The 16,218-nt window shown below is 41.8% G+C and carries 21 protein-coding genes; 6 read left to right on the top strand and 15 right to left on the bottom strand.

Going from position 1 to position 16,218, the window contains the following annotated elements; all coding sequences use genetic code 11:
• Positions 1–12 precede the first annotated feature (12 nt).
• The 6 genes from C2758_RS02090 to C2758_RS02065 all read right to left on the bottom strand — a co-directional run bounded on the left by C2758_RS02090 (position 13) and on the right by C2758_RS02065 (position 3,816).
• Positions 13–420 carry a hypothetical protein gene (locus C2758_RS02090; RefSeq protein WP_215309278.1) on the bottom strand — a complete coding sequence of 136 codons (408 nt, stop codon included), beginning with the start codon at positions 418–420 and terminating at the stop codon, positions 13–15.
• Complete coding sequence (locus C2758_RS02085; protein ID WP_215329047.1) at positions 417–1,445, bottom strand: PDZ domain-containing protein; 1,029 nt, start codon at positions 1,443–1,445, stop codon at positions 417–419. The genes C2758_RS02090 and C2758_RS02085 overlap by 4 nt, the downstream gene beginning before the upstream one ends.
• Positions 1,442–2,257: a hypothetical protein gene (locus tag C2758_RS02080; protein WP_215309275.1), complete on the bottom strand. Its 816-nt coding sequence runs from the start codon at positions 2,255–2,257 to the stop codon at positions 1,442–1,444. Before C2758_RS02080 ends, C2758_RS02085 begins: the two co-directional genes overlap by 4 nt.
• Before the next feature lie 38 nt (positions 2,258–2,295).
• Complete coding sequence (locus C2758_RS02075; protein WP_215329045.1) at positions 2,296–2,973, bottom strand: hypothetical protein; 678 nt, start codon at positions 2,971–2,973, stop codon at positions 2,296–2,298.
• Positions 2,974–3,073: 100 nt separating this feature from the next.
• Positions 3,074–3,496: a surface-adhesin E family protein gene (locus C2758_RS02070; RefSeq protein ID WP_215329043.1), complete on the bottom strand. Its 423-nt coding sequence runs from the start codon at positions 3,494–3,496 to the stop codon at positions 3,074–3,076.
• A 134-nt stretch (positions 3,497–3,630) separates the two neighbouring features.
• The gene (locus tag C2758_RS02065; protein ID WP_215309269.1) at positions 3,631–3,816 is read right to left on the bottom strand and encodes a hypothetical protein; all 186 of its coding nucleotides are present in this window, start codon (positions 3,814–3,816) and stop codon (positions 3,631–3,633) included.
• Positions 3,817–4,127: 311 nt separating this feature from the next.
• On the opposite strand from C2758_RS02065, the gene rpoN reads away from it, so the two are divergent.
• Entirely contained in the window at positions 4,128–5,522 is a 1,395-nt protein-coding gene (rpoN, locus tag C2758_RS02060) for an RNA polymerase factor sigma-54 (protein ID WP_215329041.1), read from the top strand.
• A 4-nt stretch (positions 5,523–5,526) separates the two neighbouring features.
• Here rpoN and C2758_RS02055 read toward each other — a convergent pair whose 3' ends face one another.
• From C2758_RS02055 to C2758_RS02045, 3 genes are all read right to left on the bottom strand, one after another.
• Positions 5,527–6,243 carry a GGDEF domain-containing protein gene (locus C2758_RS02055; RefSeq protein ID WP_215329039.1) on the bottom strand — a complete coding sequence of 239 codons (717 nt, stop codon included), beginning with the start codon at positions 6,241–6,243 and terminating at the stop codon, positions 5,527–5,529.
• A gap of 96 nt (positions 6,244–6,339) precedes the next feature.
• Positions 6,340–6,801: a surface-adhesin E family protein gene (locus tag C2758_RS02050; protein ID WP_215329036.1), complete on the bottom strand. Its 462-nt coding sequence runs from the start codon at positions 6,799–6,801 to the stop codon at positions 6,340–6,342.
• Positions 6,798–7,358, bottom strand: coding sequence for a hypothetical protein (locus tag C2758_RS02045; RefSeq protein WP_215329034.1), 561 nt, complete (start codon positions 7,356–7,358; stop codon positions 6,798–6,800). Before C2758_RS02045 ends, C2758_RS02050 begins: the two co-directional genes overlap by 4 nt.
• A gap of 265 nt (positions 7,359–7,623) precedes the next feature.
• Here C2758_RS02045 and C2758_RS02040 point away from each other — a divergent pair, with 265 nt between their 5' ends.
• Positions 7,624–7,923 (top strand): hypothetical protein, encoded by a 300-nt coding sequence (locus C2758_RS02040; protein WP_215329023.1) that lies wholly within the window; start codon positions 7,624–7,626, stop codon positions 7,921–7,923.
• A 44-nt stretch (positions 7,924–7,967) separates the two neighbouring features.
• Complete coding sequence (locus C2758_RS02035) at positions 7,968–8,342, top strand: hypothetical protein (RefSeq protein WP_215329021.1); 375 nt, start codon at positions 7,968–7,970, stop codon at positions 8,340–8,342.
• Here the strand turns inward: C2758_RS02035 and C2758_RS02030 are convergent, their stop codons facing one another.
• The 3 genes from C2758_RS02030 to C2758_RS02020 form a co-directional block, all read right to left on the bottom strand.
• On the bottom strand, positions 8,343–8,570 hold the full coding sequence (locus C2758_RS02030; protein WP_215329019.1) for a hypothetical protein: 228 nt from the start codon (positions 8,568–8,570) through the stop codon (positions 8,343–8,345). It abuts the gene before it with no gap.
• A 211-nt stretch (positions 8,571–8,781) separates the two neighbouring features.
• Positions 8,782–9,249 (bottom strand): polymer-forming cytoskeletal protein, encoded by a 468-nt coding sequence (locus C2758_RS02025; RefSeq protein ID WP_215329017.1) that lies wholly within the window; start codon positions 9,247–9,249, stop codon positions 8,782–8,784.
• 40 nt (positions 9,250–9,289) lie between these two features.
• Complete coding sequence (locus C2758_RS02020) at positions 9,290–10,324, bottom strand: RodZ family helix-turn-helix domain-containing protein (protein WP_215328991.1); 1,035 nt, start codon at positions 10,322–10,324, stop codon at positions 9,290–9,292.
• 309 nt (positions 10,325–10,633) lie between these two features.
• Here C2758_RS02020 and C2758_RS02015 point away from each other — a divergent pair, with 309 nt between their 5' ends.
• Complete coding sequence (locus C2758_RS02015; RefSeq protein ID WP_215328989.1) at positions 10,634–10,867, top strand: hypothetical protein; 234 nt, start codon at positions 10,634–10,636, stop codon at positions 10,865–10,867.
• Positions 10,868–10,969: 102 nt separating this feature from the next.
• Complete coding sequence (locus C2758_RS02010) at positions 10,970–11,374, top strand: polymer-forming cytoskeletal protein (RefSeq protein ID WP_215328987.1); 405 nt, start codon at positions 10,970–10,972, stop codon at positions 11,372–11,374.
• Positions 11,375–11,443: 69 nt separating this feature from the next.
• Here C2758_RS02010 and C2758_RS02005 read toward each other — a convergent pair whose 3' ends face one another.
• On the bottom strand, positions 11,444–11,893 hold the full coding sequence (locus C2758_RS02005; RefSeq protein WP_215305924.1) for a polymer-forming cytoskeletal protein: 450 nt from the start codon (positions 11,891–11,893) through the stop codon (positions 11,444–11,446).
• A gap of 162 nt (positions 11,894–12,055) precedes the next feature.
• Positions 12,056–14,956 (bottom strand): FAD-binding and (Fe-S)-binding domain-containing protein, encoded by a 2,901-nt coding sequence (locus tag C2758_RS02000; RefSeq protein ID WP_215328985.1) that lies wholly within the window; start codon positions 14,954–14,956, stop codon positions 12,056–12,058.
• Positions 14,957–15,077: 121 nt separating this feature from the next.
• Between C2758_RS02000 and C2758_RS01995 the strand changes: the two genes are divergently transcribed.
• On the top strand, positions 15,078–15,770 hold the full coding sequence (locus C2758_RS01995; RefSeq protein WP_215328976.1) for a haloacid dehalogenase type II: 693 nt from the start codon (positions 15,078–15,080) through the stop codon (positions 15,768–15,770).
• On the opposite strand, the gene C2758_RS01990 is transcribed toward C2758_RS01995, so the two are convergent.
• The gene (locus C2758_RS01990) at positions 15,767–16,165 is read right to left on the bottom strand and encodes a VOC family protein (RefSeq protein WP_215328959.1); all 399 of its coding nucleotides are present in this window, start codon (positions 16,163–16,165) and stop codon (positions 15,767–15,769) included. The genes C2758_RS01995 and C2758_RS01990 overlap by 4 nt on opposite strands.
• Between the last annotated feature and the right edge of the window lie 53 nt (positions 16,166–16,218).

Genomic DNA, 16,218 nt, shown 5'->3' with positions numbered 1-16,218 from the left:
TGCATATCGGTCTCAAGAGACCCCTACCAAATGATAATCAGCGCCGTTGTGATAAAAGAATGAAGAATCAGGTATCGTCTCAGCGTAAAAAGGTCCCACAATATTATTAATCCTGAAACCCAAGCCTTCTTGAGGGCCATTTCTCAACACAATGATCCAAGGTGCGCTAGACTGCTTTAGAGACTGATGCCAATCCACAAAACTATCTCCGTGTTGATCAAAGCGCAGCAGTTGAAAATGATTGCGCAAGCAAATGGGTTCACCCTTGTAGACTACAACGCCATTAATGCGTAGATCTTTCATGCCCTGCTCAGGCTCCGGATGCAAAAAGACGGCATGTATGAATTTAGTCGAAATTGCATAACGGCCACCATTAATCCGCATTCCTAACCAGTAATCTTGCATTTGTAATGTTGTCATGACCTTTTTCCTGATTCACGACCTTGATACCAAAACATGGCAAGTGCCACAACGAAAATGAGCACGCTGCATACAAAACCAACAAATGCATCTCCGATCCCCGTCATATATGAAACATTCTTAGCTTCAATCTTGCGTCTCTGGGAAAAGTAAATATCAATGTTTTCTGCAACCTTTTTGCCATGCCAGATAACTACATCTTTGCTTTGTAATCTGACTGGATTTACACCAGCTGGGTCAATCACGTTTTTGGCAATAGCATTAAGGCGCCTAGAAATTTGCATTAGGTCATTAGATACTTCGGCCCGCCAATCTACTGGGATCGTTGACAATACATCCCGACGATATAGCTCTGCAAGCCGCTTGGTCTCAAATTCTGTCAAGTAGATAACATCACCAGGAAGGGTAAATTTAATTCCACAATTGCTTCCTGTGATTGTTGACCTGTTTGCCATACGCATTACAACTGTCAAGCTATCTCTTTTGTTTCTCAATAATTTAACGTTTACATCTGCGGAATTTTTTTCGTTCAATGCAAGATAAAAACCTAAGGCAGATTCAATCTTTGTTGCATTAACAGATAAGATTAAATCGCCCGGTTTTATGCCTGCCGCCTCAGCAGGTGAGCCAAGCTCAATTGACTCTACAGCGGGCAATTCAAGTCCAAGCAATGATGCAGAACGTTTGTTTTCAAATTCAGAAAAAAATTGAAAAGCACGATTCACTGCCTCATCTGTATTTACTGGAATAATTGCACCATCGACTAACTTTGGAATATCGCTAGGCTTTAAGCGGCGCTGATTTTTATTGAGGCGAACATCAATTTTTTGAGTTGCAACAAAATCCTCTAATACCGGCATTGCAACTCTAAGCTGCTTCAACTCCGAAGAAGATTCTGATAAATCGTTTGCAGCCCCAAGTAGCACCAATAAGGAGACCGCAAACAGGAATCCAGAAAAGGTTAAAAACCAAAAATAGATATTTTTTTGTGAGTAGAAAGTCATTTTTTCAGTCGCAACGATCATTCACTCTTGCGCGACTTAGTAGTAGTTTTATTTGCCACAAATCTATCGCTAGCATTATTTAAAATGAAACGCTTTTTAAGCATCTCTACTTCACGATGCTCAGCCATTAACTGAACCTCAGTCTTGCGCTTGTCCATTAATAGGCGGCAACTAGCAAGATCATCTATCCACTCACCAGATTTCATTTCAATTATGGCTGTTTCCAAAATCTCTCTGCCGGTTAATTCATTAGCCTTAATACGCACTACAAATAAGCGAGTGTTATCAACATCGCGTAGGGTTAATTCAACAAAATAGGTTCTAGCAAAGCGATGATTGATAGCGCTAAGCGTATACGGGTAATTCTGCAAAGTAAATTGAATAACAGTGCCATCATCTAATGGCATTGGCTCTACCTTAAGCTCTGTAATACCAGCTTTGGCATGCCATTCCAAATCCGTTTGCTGAGCTTCTACATTTTTCCTGGGGAAGGCTCGCGTCTCAAAATAAATCTGATAAAGAGTTTCTGGAAGATGTCGTTCAAATGCTAGGTTTTTTAATACATCGGCCGTAGAGGTAATACGCAAGCGTTCAGCCATTAAATCTAACTTCATGTTAGCAATCTTTTGATTGATTACTTCTTCAAGCTGATTTGTTTTATTTAAGCTGGTAACCATAATGGGCTCAACCGGGATAGATGGGCCAGTATTTTTTACCTCATCAACCACTTTGCTGTAAAAATCACGAATAAAAAAATACAGCAGTGGAATAAGCATGATCACACTGAGGATCATGATCAATTTTCCACTTGTAAAGTTAGTAAACAAGCTCATGACTTTAGCTTCATTATCTTAGGGTGTAAGCATTGTGGTTATTCACACCAACTAGCCGATGCATACCAACGATTTAAGCGACCTTGTACACGGGCATTTTCAATGGCATTTCTAGTAGACTCAAATTCTTTGAGCGCGGTTTTGCTAGGGTTGTATAGCTCGCAACCCGCTCGAATTCGATCAAGCGCTTTACCAGGGCGGACATTGCGGATGATTAAGTCAATACCACCTGAGCGAAATTTTTGGCGCTCAAAGTATCCTGAATGCCAATAGCGCCCCACTTCAACTTCAGCTGCGCCCAAACGAATATCTAGCAAAATACCATGATCAGAAACATCGGCCACTTTTGCCAATAATTCTTGACCAGCCCCTAATGAAAGAACGAAATTGAACTGCTCATCACTCGGCCCTAAGGTCCTGAATTCTTTACGGCGCTGGATCACAGTAAGTTCTTGCGGGAGAGAGCAGGTTATTAAACTACCATCTTCATGCATCCTAAAATCACTCGAAAGAAACTGCATTTTTGAGTTTTCATTACAAGCTACAACAATCTGACTGGTGCCAATAATGCTACTGAACCCCTTAGGAGGCTCGGTCTCTGGCTTTAGGACCAATAATCCCTTGTAGATATCCAGAACAGTGGCTGCAAACTCTGCACCAGATCCATCAATCGCATACACCCCTGCCAAGGGGGTTTTACTAATTTCTCGAAGCATAGTTTTAGCTATAGCAGCGTGTTCTATATGAAATTTAGGATCTATTTTATCTGCTAATTCGGGGGGGTAGGTAATGATGGGCATATAAATTGAAATTGAATTAAGAATTGCAAACTTGTTTTTGTATTATTGCTAAAGCGCTGTCCTCTGGCACTGGATCATCCGCCAGATTGAAACCGGTCTCTGTTTGTAAAATCTTTTTACCCAGTGCATTTGGTTCAGAGTATTGAACTGCAGCCAATGTAGAAAAAGTTTTATATTTGCAATTAAAGAGAATATTGCTGCGCACAGATCCAACGCGTTGCTTCGTGGCTTCGTCTATTGTTTGGCGATTGGTAATAATCCATACTTTTTTTGACTCTGGGGGCAATGCTTTAATAGAGCTTTTGTAGTAAGCAATGGAATAGCCTTTTTTATCCACAACAGTCACCATATCATTTTCGGCCTGAGCCATTGCAAAGCTCGACTCATGAGAGCCCAAAAGCAAAACAAAGGTAAAAAAAAGGCGACGAGAATAAATCATGCTAATAATCCAAATTAATGGATGATTATACGATTTTATGGTCTAAATTGAACCGCTTAAGATGGTTTTGCTACTTTTAGGACATTTGCTGAAATATGGTGAATTAGCCCTAAATAAACATCAAAATCAAGCTATCACTGCCCTTCAGGCTTGACGTCTAACGATTCCTCAACAGCAAGAGTCTCTTTGTCGATCACATTCTTGACCCAATAGCGTGCTGCCGCAATATTAGTCGTGTAAAAAGCAATTTTGTTGTTTTTTTCTATGGCGTAAAAGCGATCACCGCGAATACGGTGCTCTGTAATGACAGGATTTTCCATAATATGAAATGCTTTATAGTGTCTATTGACTCTTTATTACGGCCAGTTTGCTACGTTTGCATAGTTTAATTTAGACTAAGGTTTCTGAAAATACCCAAAAGTTTCCTTAACCCTTTAATTTATATGGATTTTTTATTATAAATGGTTAGAATAGCTCAACTGAACTTGCACTACTTTTATAACCGAGCAATAGATCAAATTTAAACAGCTGATATGAGCCGAAAGCCCCACCCCAAAGCCCGCTTTTGCAGTATCAAGTTAGGTCAGCAACGATAGAATTTTCATTAGCGAACCACAAGAAAATATAAAAAATGGCTATTTCGCTTAATACTAGAGTTAGTCAGCAGGTCACCCTAACACCTCAACTGCAACAAACAATCCGGCTATTGCAGTTATCCAATAATGAACTAGAGCAGGAATTAGCAAAGGCCGCTGAAGATAATCCCTTGCTGGAATTTGAGCCTAATCCAGAAATTGAGTTTAATCTCACTCAATCTTCTGAACGGGTTGAGCAGACCCAAAACTCATGGACCTCAAGTAATAGAGCCTCTCAGGATGATGACGATGACTGGGCAGAGCGCTATGAACGCATAGCTCATCAACAAACTCTTTTAGAGTATCTCGAGGAACAAATTCATCTCCTTCATGTAAGCCCACAAGAGCAGTCGATCATTACTTATCTGGCGGGCTGCCTGGATGATAGAGGCTACCTAATTGATGACCTCGAGTCAATTCATGCTGAGATCAAAAATGAGCTTGATGGTCCAGAATCAAGCTCGCTTCATCTAATAGATTCTGCACTAAAAAAACTGCAATCACTTGATCCGCCCGGCATTGGTGGACGCAATTTAGCAGAATGCCTCTCCCTGCAAATTGATCGTATTTTGGAAAAGCCTACCCCCGATCAATCAGCATGGGAACTAGCCAAATATATTGTCAATAACCATTTAAATAAGGTTGGCTCAAAAGATTGGCTTAAGATCAAACAAGCGAGTAGCAAAACTGAAGCAGAAGTCCTTAAAGCAGTGGAGCTTATACGCAGTTTGCAACATAATCCAGGCGCTTACTTTGACCGTGAAAACGATCAATGGATTTTGCCTGATGTCGTGGTCAAATCTATCAACAACTTATGGGTTGTCGAATCAAATCCCAATGCTAGACCACGAATCTCACTCAATGGCGAGTACGCCAAAATACTGAAAGAGAGCGGGCAAGGAAAAGCTGATGGAGTCTTAAAGCAAAAAATTCTAGAAGCAAGTTGGCTTATCAAAAATATTGCTCAAAGAGAGGATACGATCCTCAGGGTTGCGAATGAAATAGTCAAACATCAACAAAAATTTTTTTCCATGGGTGCCATTGGAATGAAGCCACTTGTTCTTCGTGAAATAGCAGAAACTTTAGAAATGCATGAATCAACAATTTCGAGAGTGACGACACAAAAATATCTATCCTGTCCACTAGGTATTTTTGAATTTAAATACTTTTTCAGTAGTCAATTAAATTCTGATACAGGTGTCGCAATATCCTCAACCGCAATCCAAGAACTGATTAAGCGAATTATTCAAGAAGAGTCTGTAGTAAAACCTATTTCTGATAGCAGGATTGCTAAGTTACTTGACGATCAAGGCTATGAAATTGCTAGGCGAACGGTAGCCAAATATCGAGAAGGGATGCGCATTCCAGCAGTGCATCTTCGAAAAAAATAAACCTCTAAGAGTAAAACTCGACGCAGTTCTTCCCAGCTTTTTTAGCAAGATACATTGCTTTATCAGCTCTCTCAATCAGATCCATTGAATTGAGACTCACATCATCCAAGATTGCAATACCCGCACTTGCACTAAGCATTAGTTGCAATGGCTCTTGAGATTTAATCTGAAGAGGTTGTGAGATTACCGTTAGTAATCGATTGACTAATTGACTGACTAAATCTTTACTTGTGATGGCTTGCAACACCAAAACGAACTCATCACCACCCCACCGACAGGCTAAATCTTGCGCCCGAATAGACGCAGTGATTCTTCTGCCGATAATTGATATCACTTCATCTCCAGTACTATGGCCATACTGATCATTAATTACTTTAAAGTCATCTAGGTCAACAAATATGATGGCTGTTAAATGATGTGCTTGAAGCGTCTTCGATAAAGTAAATTTGAGTTTTTCCAAAAAACTAGTACGGTCCAATAAACCAGTTAAATGATCATATCTAGTTTCTACTCCAAACTCCTCGCCATAAATCATCAGATCAAGCACTCGACGCTGGATAGCTGTTGTGTTCCTACCTTCATGAAAGTATTTCAATAAATCATTTTGATTTACTGTTTGTATAAACTGCTGCAAATTGGCGACCAAGCTTGAAAAATGCTCAGCTGCTTGAATTGAATCAGCAGCAGAGCCTGTGATTACATTCGAAGTATTCTGATTCAAGCTTTCTTCCATTTGAATCCTCTGTAGTCAGTGGCTAAGCGTTACGGTAGAAGATGGGCGATCTGCATATTCACCTTAGATGAACGAATGCCTAGCTTAGTTGCAAACAATCTTCTTAATATCCGACTCAGTTGTAGTAGGTTCAATTTTCATGACATTAGATTTATTTTTCTCAGAGTAAATCTCGTTCAGCTTTTTTGTCTTGGCATCAAAATACATATAAGAAATTAGATAATAGAAAGTACTGTTGTCCTTGCAATCCAGGGCACCACTTGCGCTAAATAAGTTGAAAGTTTGGCTATTTGGGGCAGTTTGATTTTCATTAAAATGTGCGGAAACAGTAAACCAAACATAAGGTCCCTCTGCCTTTCCCCAGCCTGACAACAAATACAGGGTACTTTGAGTATTTTTACTCAAAATAACGTCTTTATCGTTTGCCGCCTTTGGTTCAGGTTTTTGTAAATTGGACTTAAGGGATTGGGGTTCTTGCGAAGATTTAGCAGGGACGATCGTCACCCAAAGTGACAAGAGTAAAAAGCTGATGACAATCTTCATCATTGCACTCCTGCTTTCTTGAAGCCTTGCCACTTCTCAAAAGCTAGCGGGATAGTTTTGCTATCCTCTAGTCCGTAAAAAGTTAACTCCCCACTTTTTCTAAGGGCTAGATATACTTTGCCATTGGCAGGCTCAATTACAAAAGCGGCGCTAGATTCATCACAATCTGACTTTTTACACCCAGCACCTAGCAATTGGCTACCTACATAAATGATGGGCACACTTTCTTCAAGTGCATTTTGAAATGCTTCAATCTCTGCCCCAAGCATATAAGCAAGAATGAATTTTCCATTCGCACGCGTTGTCAATACTGAGGAAGGACTACCAACCAATAAAGGGGCGTAAGTTGCTAAGTTTTTTCTCAAATCATCAAATTCTATTTCTTGTTCTTTGGCAAGGATTTTTGCTGTTTTTTCTTTCTCATATTCGCCCTTGTATTCCCAAACTTTGAAAGAGGCGTAGGCCAAAACAAGGATGATCAATACATAAAGAATCCACTTGGTGACATTCATCACCAACTTCCTTATTTTTGCAGCTGTGGACATTGGTTGTTTGGGCATAGTTCAGGCGAAATCTAGTTGATCATCCTGCAAATTGAATTTGCTATTATTGACTAACTATAAAGCAAATCTTTTGAACCCCCCTAAAGATGACAGAAAAGCACAATGGAGCTCAGCAAACACCAAGCAAATTCGACTTTTTTCTAATAATCACCTACTATGAAACCATATTTTTCAAATTAATGTCTAATTCACCCCATAGCCTTAGTCATCAGTTACGATTAGAAAAATGCCACAAATAAATTATCTCTAGTGTCGGGTAAATATGAGTAATCTGGATGAATCCGTTGTTAATGAGCTTAAAGAAGTTAATAAACATCTATCGACAATCGGCGCGCTCTTACAACAAAAAGATCAAAAATTAGATGAGAGCTTAAATGTCATCCGCAAGGACCTTTGGAATATTAAAAATATTATTTCTGAGGAAGTAGCCCAGAATAAAAGTTTACAAAATGGCATGGAAAAAACTATAGAAAACACGATAGAAAAAACACTACTTAAGTCTATAGCCTATGTATTTGCTGCGGGAATAACTTTGTACATAGTGGGCAGATTTTTTCTATAAATATTTGTAATAAGCTACTCAGATGAAAGAAATCAAACCTCGTCATGACGCCTGATACAACAAATCGCCAAAAAAGCTACGCGCATATTGCAAAACTTCTGGATTCTGCGAGCAAATCTTATGAGAATGCTGCGCTTGGTTTAGAACAAGGCGAGAGTGAGGAGCATGTTTACCAGCATATTAAAAAAGCACGCGCTACTTTAGAAACAGCATTTCCAGAATATTTCACCTCACATAAACCGCCCCCTACTAGCAAAATAGTTCCGGAGAAACGTGATTACTCAATCCTTAAAATAGGCTTGATTGCCGGATTAATCGTCGGAGTCTTATACACATTTGTTGTCTATGGCCCAACGGGAGATTTAAGTAAAAGCTGGAAAACTGAAGATTTTCAAAAGAACGTTGCTTATCCCAAGTAACTAGTCTCGTTCTGTTTTCCTGACATATTCGACCTTGACTGAATAATCTGTCGGGCCCATTAAGCGCTGCCAGATTGTTTCCCGCCCCATCTCTGGGTTGACTACCTGATAGCCTATCGAATAGATGCCTTGGCTAGTGAGTAGATTAGTAGAGCATATGCGCACCCCATTGCGATGCGACAATTCTGCAATATCATTAAAAGCCAATGTACGTGAGTCTTGAATCAAAGCCTCGTGATTTCGAATCTCTTGGTTTAATAATATTTGAATGTATTCGTCCTTACATTCAGGCAAATCCCGAGTGTAATAACTATAAAAAAGCCCTCCAGAAGCTAGCAATAAAACAAAAAGGCCCAGAAGAAGGGGAGGGATTTTTATTGGGGCAGGCATTCTTATTTCAATACCATGAACTCACGAACGATCTTGTAGATTTTTCATATCACTCTGCTTTAGCCAATAGAACAACATTACTTGGTATGTCCTCATTACTTAAAGAGAGATTTTTTTGCTCAGCGGAATCTGGTAATAAACACCTAAGATTACCGTTGACCTTAGCATCTGGGTGCACATTAATCTGTGCATAAGTAACGTCTCCAATCACTACAGCTCCGGGATAAATTTCAACGCGTCCTTTTGCAAATACCGAACCCTCGATTCTTCCAATAATGATCGCATGTGGGCTATAAATGTTCCCCAATAAGAATCCGGTGGATCCGATTACGGCGGTATGGCCATTACCAGAGCCCTCGTCCTCAGTCTGGGAAATGTCGCCAATTAAATGCCCTAATAAAAGCATGTTTCCATTATGAATAAAGTCACCCTTCATAATGGAACCGGCTCCAACTGTAGTTAAATACGTCAGCTGAGCATCTGTATTGGGATTACTTTTTTTAGAAAATTCAAACATTTACACGCCTTAATCTCGTTTCTTTTAGCTTATGGAAAATTTACAAGGAAACTTCCAGTAATTTAATCTGCTTTGCACCTGCGCCTGGTGAGCGTACTCTCCAACCCTGAAAATACATTTCAACACTATCCAAATCCTGAGTAATCACCACAAATGGGGAGGTGCCACGAAATGCGTAAGAAGCATTTGACTCCAGATTAACAACGGTTTGTTTTCCAGAATTATCTACAACACAAATGGCTTGTTTAATAAGAGATTTGATATTCACAATATCTCCCCGTTTAGAGGGGTTAGGAGATTGATAGCTAGGTAATTGTGCTTCCTGTTTATATGGGCATTGTTCACTAGGAGTGCTCAGAAGCGCTTGAGCTGGCTGAGTTTCTGGCGATTTAACCGTAGTATCAGAACTCTCAGGCTTGAGAGCTAAATCTTCATCAACTTTTACATCCTGAGCATCATTAGCTACTATGGCTTTCTGCGGGGGGTTCACCAGCCCATTAGCTAAATTGATGAGGTTAAACCGTTCATTTAAACCGTAAATAGCACCCGTCACTACTGAAAAACTAAACAGGATTACCATCACTCTGATGGTTACAACGCTAGCCCCAGCAGTGTTGAACTTAAACCCATGTTTTCCATCAACATGACTTAGTGATTCCTCAAGATTCAGAACCTGAGGATTTGCGAGCTCTGCGTGAGATATGGTCTCGTTTTTTAGCGGGGGATTCTTTGGGCCTGAATCAGTTCCGACTACCTCAAGTTTTTTAGGGGCGGAAATTTCTTGTTCTTCAATTGGCGTATCTAAAGTGTCGTCAGCAGATTCTGTGGCTCTAGGATCTATCAAATAAGATGCTTCATCTAGCTCCAACAATCTACCAACTCGCTTAGCCGTGGCGATCTTTAATTCAAATGTGTAGAAAGAGCTCATGCCGCCCTCCTCCAACTCCAAAATCATTTTGGTGGACAAACAACATGAGTTGGCAAACTCTGCCCGGGCTAGATTTTTTTTCTCTCTGGCATCTTTTAATACTGAGCCAATAATTTCTAGTTGTGCATCGTGCTTGTGAGGCCGCATTGTTGTAACGCCATTAAATTATTGCAACGCACAAATCGTCTTGAATATCCAAAACATCCCATATTTCCCAGAAAACAGCATTAATTTTATTACATTGCATAGTATCAAATTATCTTTAAATAAGCCTATTAAAAAGAAAAAAGTCTTAATACGCTGGAATGATAGAATCCACCCATAATAATTTGAGGGCTAAAAATGCAGTTAATTTGGATTTCTGGGTCTACTTCATCTATGAAGCAGATAAAAATTACCCGCAAAACCGTTATTAAGATTGCGCTTTTATCCTTTAGCGTATTTATTCTGATTGGCATGAGTATTCATTTTTTTGGCTTTAGGGTGGCAATCCGCTTTAATCCCGAAATGGCAAAACAAATGGGGGGGGCCATTTCCCGCAAGGAGATGGATGATTTAGAACTCATCTACCAGCAGAAAATCCAAACATTTCAGACCCAGCTCCCCATGATTGAGAGCAAAATCCTTACTCTTAAGAATTTAAAGGATCAGTTTGCGGAACTATCCATCCCTACAAGCACCAAAGATTAACTTTTTATTCTGATAGCTCAGACAGTGTCACGGCCCTCTGAGCTTCCATATAAGTTGTTAGTATTGTTATATTATTAGCTAGTACTAACTTATTCAGGAAATATGATGGCAGATAACAATCCTAAGGGTTCACTTTTTGTAGGCGAAGGGGTCATTGTCAGGGGCACCTTTGAGGTACCAGAAATGGCAGTGGTCGCAGGCCTTGTGGAAGGTGAACTGAATACCAAAGAAGTCTTGGTTGACACCTCAGGAATTGTTAATGGAAGAATCAACGCCGAAGTTGTGGAAGTCCGCGGTGAAGTTACCCAAGGTCTTAATGTCACGAATCACTTGAATGTTCGATCCAGTGCAAAAATCACTGGTCTTACACAATATGCTGAAATGAGCGTAGAAAAAGGAGCAAAGCTTAGTGGTGAGCTACGCTTAATTGATGCCCCCGTATCTTCTGTCAGTCATCATACTGAAGCTGACATTCAGCCGAAAGATGAGATTAGCGATACCGAATAAATACAGGTTTTAGACAAAAGATCCCTTCTTGTAAGGATCTTTTGAGCACTATGGGCAGGCACTCACAAATTACTGACTTTTAATTTTATTCCAATTTGCCTGGAAAATTGCGGTTGAATCAGTTGCGCCCTCTGGTTCATCACTGCTTTTGGAAATCATTAAACCGTTTAACTTAGCGCCATGCTCGATTCCGAGCTGGCCATAGGTAATATCTCCACGGACTTCTGCCCCCTCATGCAATTCCACGCGCTCAGTGGCATAAATATTACCCTCAACTCGTCCCGCAACTAGCACCCTAAAAGCATTGATATCGCCTTGCACAACACCAGTGCGTCCGAGAGCAATGCTCACGTTTTTTCCTTGGCGTGATTCTATGTTCCCAACTACGCGACCATCAATGCGTAAACTTTCATTCGCAACAATTCGCCCATGAACCTCAGTAGCTGGCCCTACTATTGTTTCAAAGGACTCCATTGTGGGCTGTAGAAACTTAATAGACTGTGATTTTTTGAAGACCATTTTTCACTCCCTTAACTATCGCGCAATGAAACAATAAGCTAATTGCTCCAATATTTCTGCTGGACGACTATTCTATCTTTATCTAGACTATCTTTAAGAATTTTAAATAATGGTCTTAACAGTTATTAGAATGTATGGCTAATAAAAGTGAGTATCTACTAACTATATTTCAGATCGATGAGCCATCAGCAACAACTCAGCCAAATGCTTGACCTTACGCCCAGTCTCTTGCTCAATCTGCTCTCTACAACTAAAGCCATTAGTCAGAATGATGGTCTCTTGCTCGGCAGCCCGAATTGCTGGCAGCAACACGAGTTCGCCAACCGCTTTGGATATCCCGACATGCTCTGGATTAAATCCAAATGAGCCTGCCATACCGCAGCAACCGCTATCAATAAAGTTTGCTTTAGCGCCCAAAGCAGCCAGCAGCGCTACATCACCCTTAGTGCCAAATAGTGATTTCTGATGGCAATGTGAGTGGACCAAAACATTGCAGTCTAGTGGTGGCGGAGTATAGCCTTGCTCATGCAAGAAATCCCCTAATAAATAGCTACTCGATGCTAAAAGAGTTGCCCTTGGATCATGCGGGAAAAACTTCAGCAATTCATCTTTAAATACCGACATACAGCCTGGCTCAAGACCAACGACTGCGATCGGAGAATTGGGATTTTCATTAATCTCACTGCCGATTGCATCTAGAATTTTCTCTAGCTTCTGCTTGGCAAGATCCAGATAACCGAAGTCGTATAAAGGACGTCCGCAACATAAAGGCGTTTTTGGCAAGGTCGCCTCAAAGCCTGCATGAGCAAGTACTTCAACTGCTGCATTAGCAACCTCTGGATGAAAATGCTCGCAGAATGTATCCACCCAAAGAATCACTTTTTTCTGACCAATGCTGGCATTCTTTGATGGCTTAAATTGCTCTCTAAAGGACTGGCTCGCAAACTTGGGCAGACTACGCTCTTGCGCTACGCCACCAACCCATTTAGCAAAAGTAGAGATCACAGGCGTTTGCATGACCCCATTAATCAACCAAGAGAACTTGCTTGCCAACGGCGCCCAGTCGCCAATGCGACCCATGGTCAGGGCTTGACGAGGCCTACTATTGGTCTCGTGATAGTGGGACAAGAACTCGGCTTTATAAGAAGCCATATCAACGTGGGCTGGACAGTCACTCTTACAACCTTTACAAGAGAGGCAGGTATCTAGAGCCTCTTTAAGCTCCTTGCTTTCCCAGCCATCTTGAATGACTTCACCCTGAATCATTTCCCAAAAGAGGCGTGAGCGTCCACGAGTGGAGAAACGCTCTTCTTTTGTAGCCCGATAACTTGGGCACATCGTGCCTACTTTTTCACTACGGCACTTACCCATACCAACGCACCGTTCAACCGCCCTCTGGAAGCCGTTACCCTCTTGGCTCAAGAAATTCAAACGTGTCTTGATATTGACGATTTTGTATTCTGGGCCCATGCGCAGATTCTCATCCACACGGTAAGGGTGAACCACTTTGCCAGGGTTGAGTTTATTTTGAGGATCCCAGATGCGCTTGAACTCATGCATCGCACCCATCAACTCTTCTCCGAACATGATGGGGAGAAATTCTGCTCTGGCCTGACCGTCACCATGCTCGCCTGTGAGCGAACCACCAAATGCAACCACTAAGGTTGCCGCATCGCGAATAAAGGATCTAAATTTAGCAACGCCTTCTGCAGATCGGAAGTTAAAGGTAATGCGCGCATGAATACACCCATCACCAAAGTGTCCATAAAGCGAAGTTTCATACTCGTAAGAGTCCACTAATTTCTGGAAAGCGCGCAGGTACTCGCCCAAGCGAGCCGGATCAACCGCAGCATCTTCCCACCCCACTACTGGATCAGGAGAATTTGGATCAATAGATAGATGGGTAGCAGATGCACCATTTTCACGAATCGACCAAATACGCTTTTGTACTAATGGATCAGACTCCAACCAAGTTGATGGTATTGGGCCTTGAGTTCTTGTTTTGAAATACGCCTGTGCTTTTTCCGCCTGAGTAATTGCGCCCTCAACGGTATCATCACCGAACTCCACAACTACCCAAGCATTTCCGGCTGGCAATAAGTCGATCTCCGCCTTTGCTAAATTACGCTCTTGCAAGCCGCGAATGATTTTGTAATCCAAGCCTTCGATTGCAATGGGGTTAAAAGATTGATACTCGGGTACAGCATCACCTGCTACATAAATATCTTCGAATCCCAATACCAACACAACGCGTTTAGCAGGGCTCTTTACTAATCTCACCTTAGCAGCGAGTGTTAATGCACAGGTCCCCTCAGTCCCGACCAAAGCCTTGGCAACGTTAAATCCATTCTCCGGCAACAGCTGATCTAAGTTGTAACCAGAGACGCGACGCTTAATATTCGGAAAGCGCGCACGAATGAGATCAGCATAGCGATCACGTAAGGTCAGCAAGTCTTGATAGATCTGGCCCTTACGTCCACCAGCAGCAATGATTTCTTGTAACTCTTGATCGGATGTTGGGCCAATCCAAAAACGCTCACCGTCGTAAGTCAGAATTTCTAAAGCTTCGGTATTTTCCAGTGTCTTGCCAGCCATCACTGAATGGGCGCCACAAGAATTATTGGCCACCATACCGCCTAAGGTACAACGACTATGCGTAGAAGGATCTGGCGCAAAAGTTAAACCATGCAACTCAGCAGCATCACGCAATGAATCACAGATGACACCAGGTTCAACAACCGCATTACCAGCTACTGGATCTAAGGAAAGAATATGGTTGCAATACTTGGAGATATCAAAGACCACCGCATTATTGACCGTCTGGCCATTCATGGAGGTGCCGGCGCCACGCATGAGTACTGGAGCCTTATTGCGATGACAAATCTCGATACCTTTAACAAATTCTTCGGTATTTTTCGGAGTCACAACCCCAATCGGAATTTGACGGTAATTAGAAGCCTCTGAGGCATAAACTGCCTGATGAGCCGTATCAAAATGAACGGAGCTTCCAAGAGCCGCTGTGAGCTCAACGTTGAGCTGCTCCCACTGAGAAATACCACCCATATTTAATCCTTGTTAGACGCAATGACCCTTTTAAGAGCATTGGTCATTTTATCAACTCCCAGCAATTCATGCGTGAGCTGCTTGTTTGACAAAAGCCCCATAGCAAGCAAGAATCTTCCTCATGAATAAAGCACCCAAGGTACTAGCGTTTGATGTTTTTGGCACAGTGGTTGACTGGCATGGCTCCATAGCCGCCGAGGTCGCTCGACTGGGGCTTCCGGTTGATCCCGATGCCTTTGCTACGGCCTGGCGGCAAGGTTACAGGCCAGCGATGGCTCGGGTACGGTCTGGTGAACTACCCTGGACCAAGATTGATGTTCTCAAGACATTTCAAATCCACTCTTTATCTGAAAATCAAATACAGCATCTCAACCTGGTTTGGCATCGACTTAATCCATGGCCTGAGGCTGTTGAAGGTCTACATCAGCTCAAAAGTCAGTTCACGATCGTCACTCTCTCAAATGGCAATATGGGCTTATTAGCCAATATGGCAAAAAACGCAGGTTTGCCTTGGGACTTAATTCTTTCAGCTGAAGTTTTCCGTCACTACAAACCAGATCCAGAAACCTATTTGGGCGTAGCGGACATCTTCAATCTTTCCTCCGAGGAAGTCATGTTGGTAGCAGCCCATAAGGACGATCTAGAGGCTGCCCATGCCTGTGGGTTACAAACAGCCTTTATTGAGCGCCCACTAGAGTTTGGTAAAAATCATTTGCGCAATGATCTGCATGTCGAGCAATTTACCAACTACCATGCAAAAGATTTTCTGGATCTTGCACGCCAGTTAGGCGCATCGGATCCAGAGCAACACTAGACGTACTCAGCAACCTCTACGAGATTATTGTCGGGGTCACGCAAGTAGACTGAACGAATAGGGCCAAGGGCACCTCGCCTTGGCACAGGCCCAACATCGATAGTAATAGCATGCTTCTGAAGATGCGCGATAAAGTCATCTAAGGGAATTGCTGAAATAAGACAAAAGTCTCCTGAACCAATCGTGGGGACTTTAGCCTTGGTAGGTGTTTCAGTATTTTTATCCTGAAGATTGATTTTTAATTGTCCGAAACGCAATGAATACCTTGGCTGCCCTTCTGGACCAGTAAAAAACTCGCGCTCAAAATCCAAGGCTTTTTCATACCACTGAGTCGTGAGCTCAATATCAGTTACGGTCAGAACAATGTGATCAATGCGATCGATGATATTTTTCAAAACAATCTCCAAAATGATTGGTAATAATTTAGCAACTTACCCAAAACATCATA

The organism is Polynucleobacter sp. AP-Sving-400A-A2 (assembly GCF_018688155.1).
Lineage (GTDB): Bacteria > Pseudomonadota > Gammaproteobacteria > Burkholderiales > Burkholderiaceae > Polynucleobacter.
This window is presented reverse-complemented; position numbering and strand designations above follow the sequence as displayed.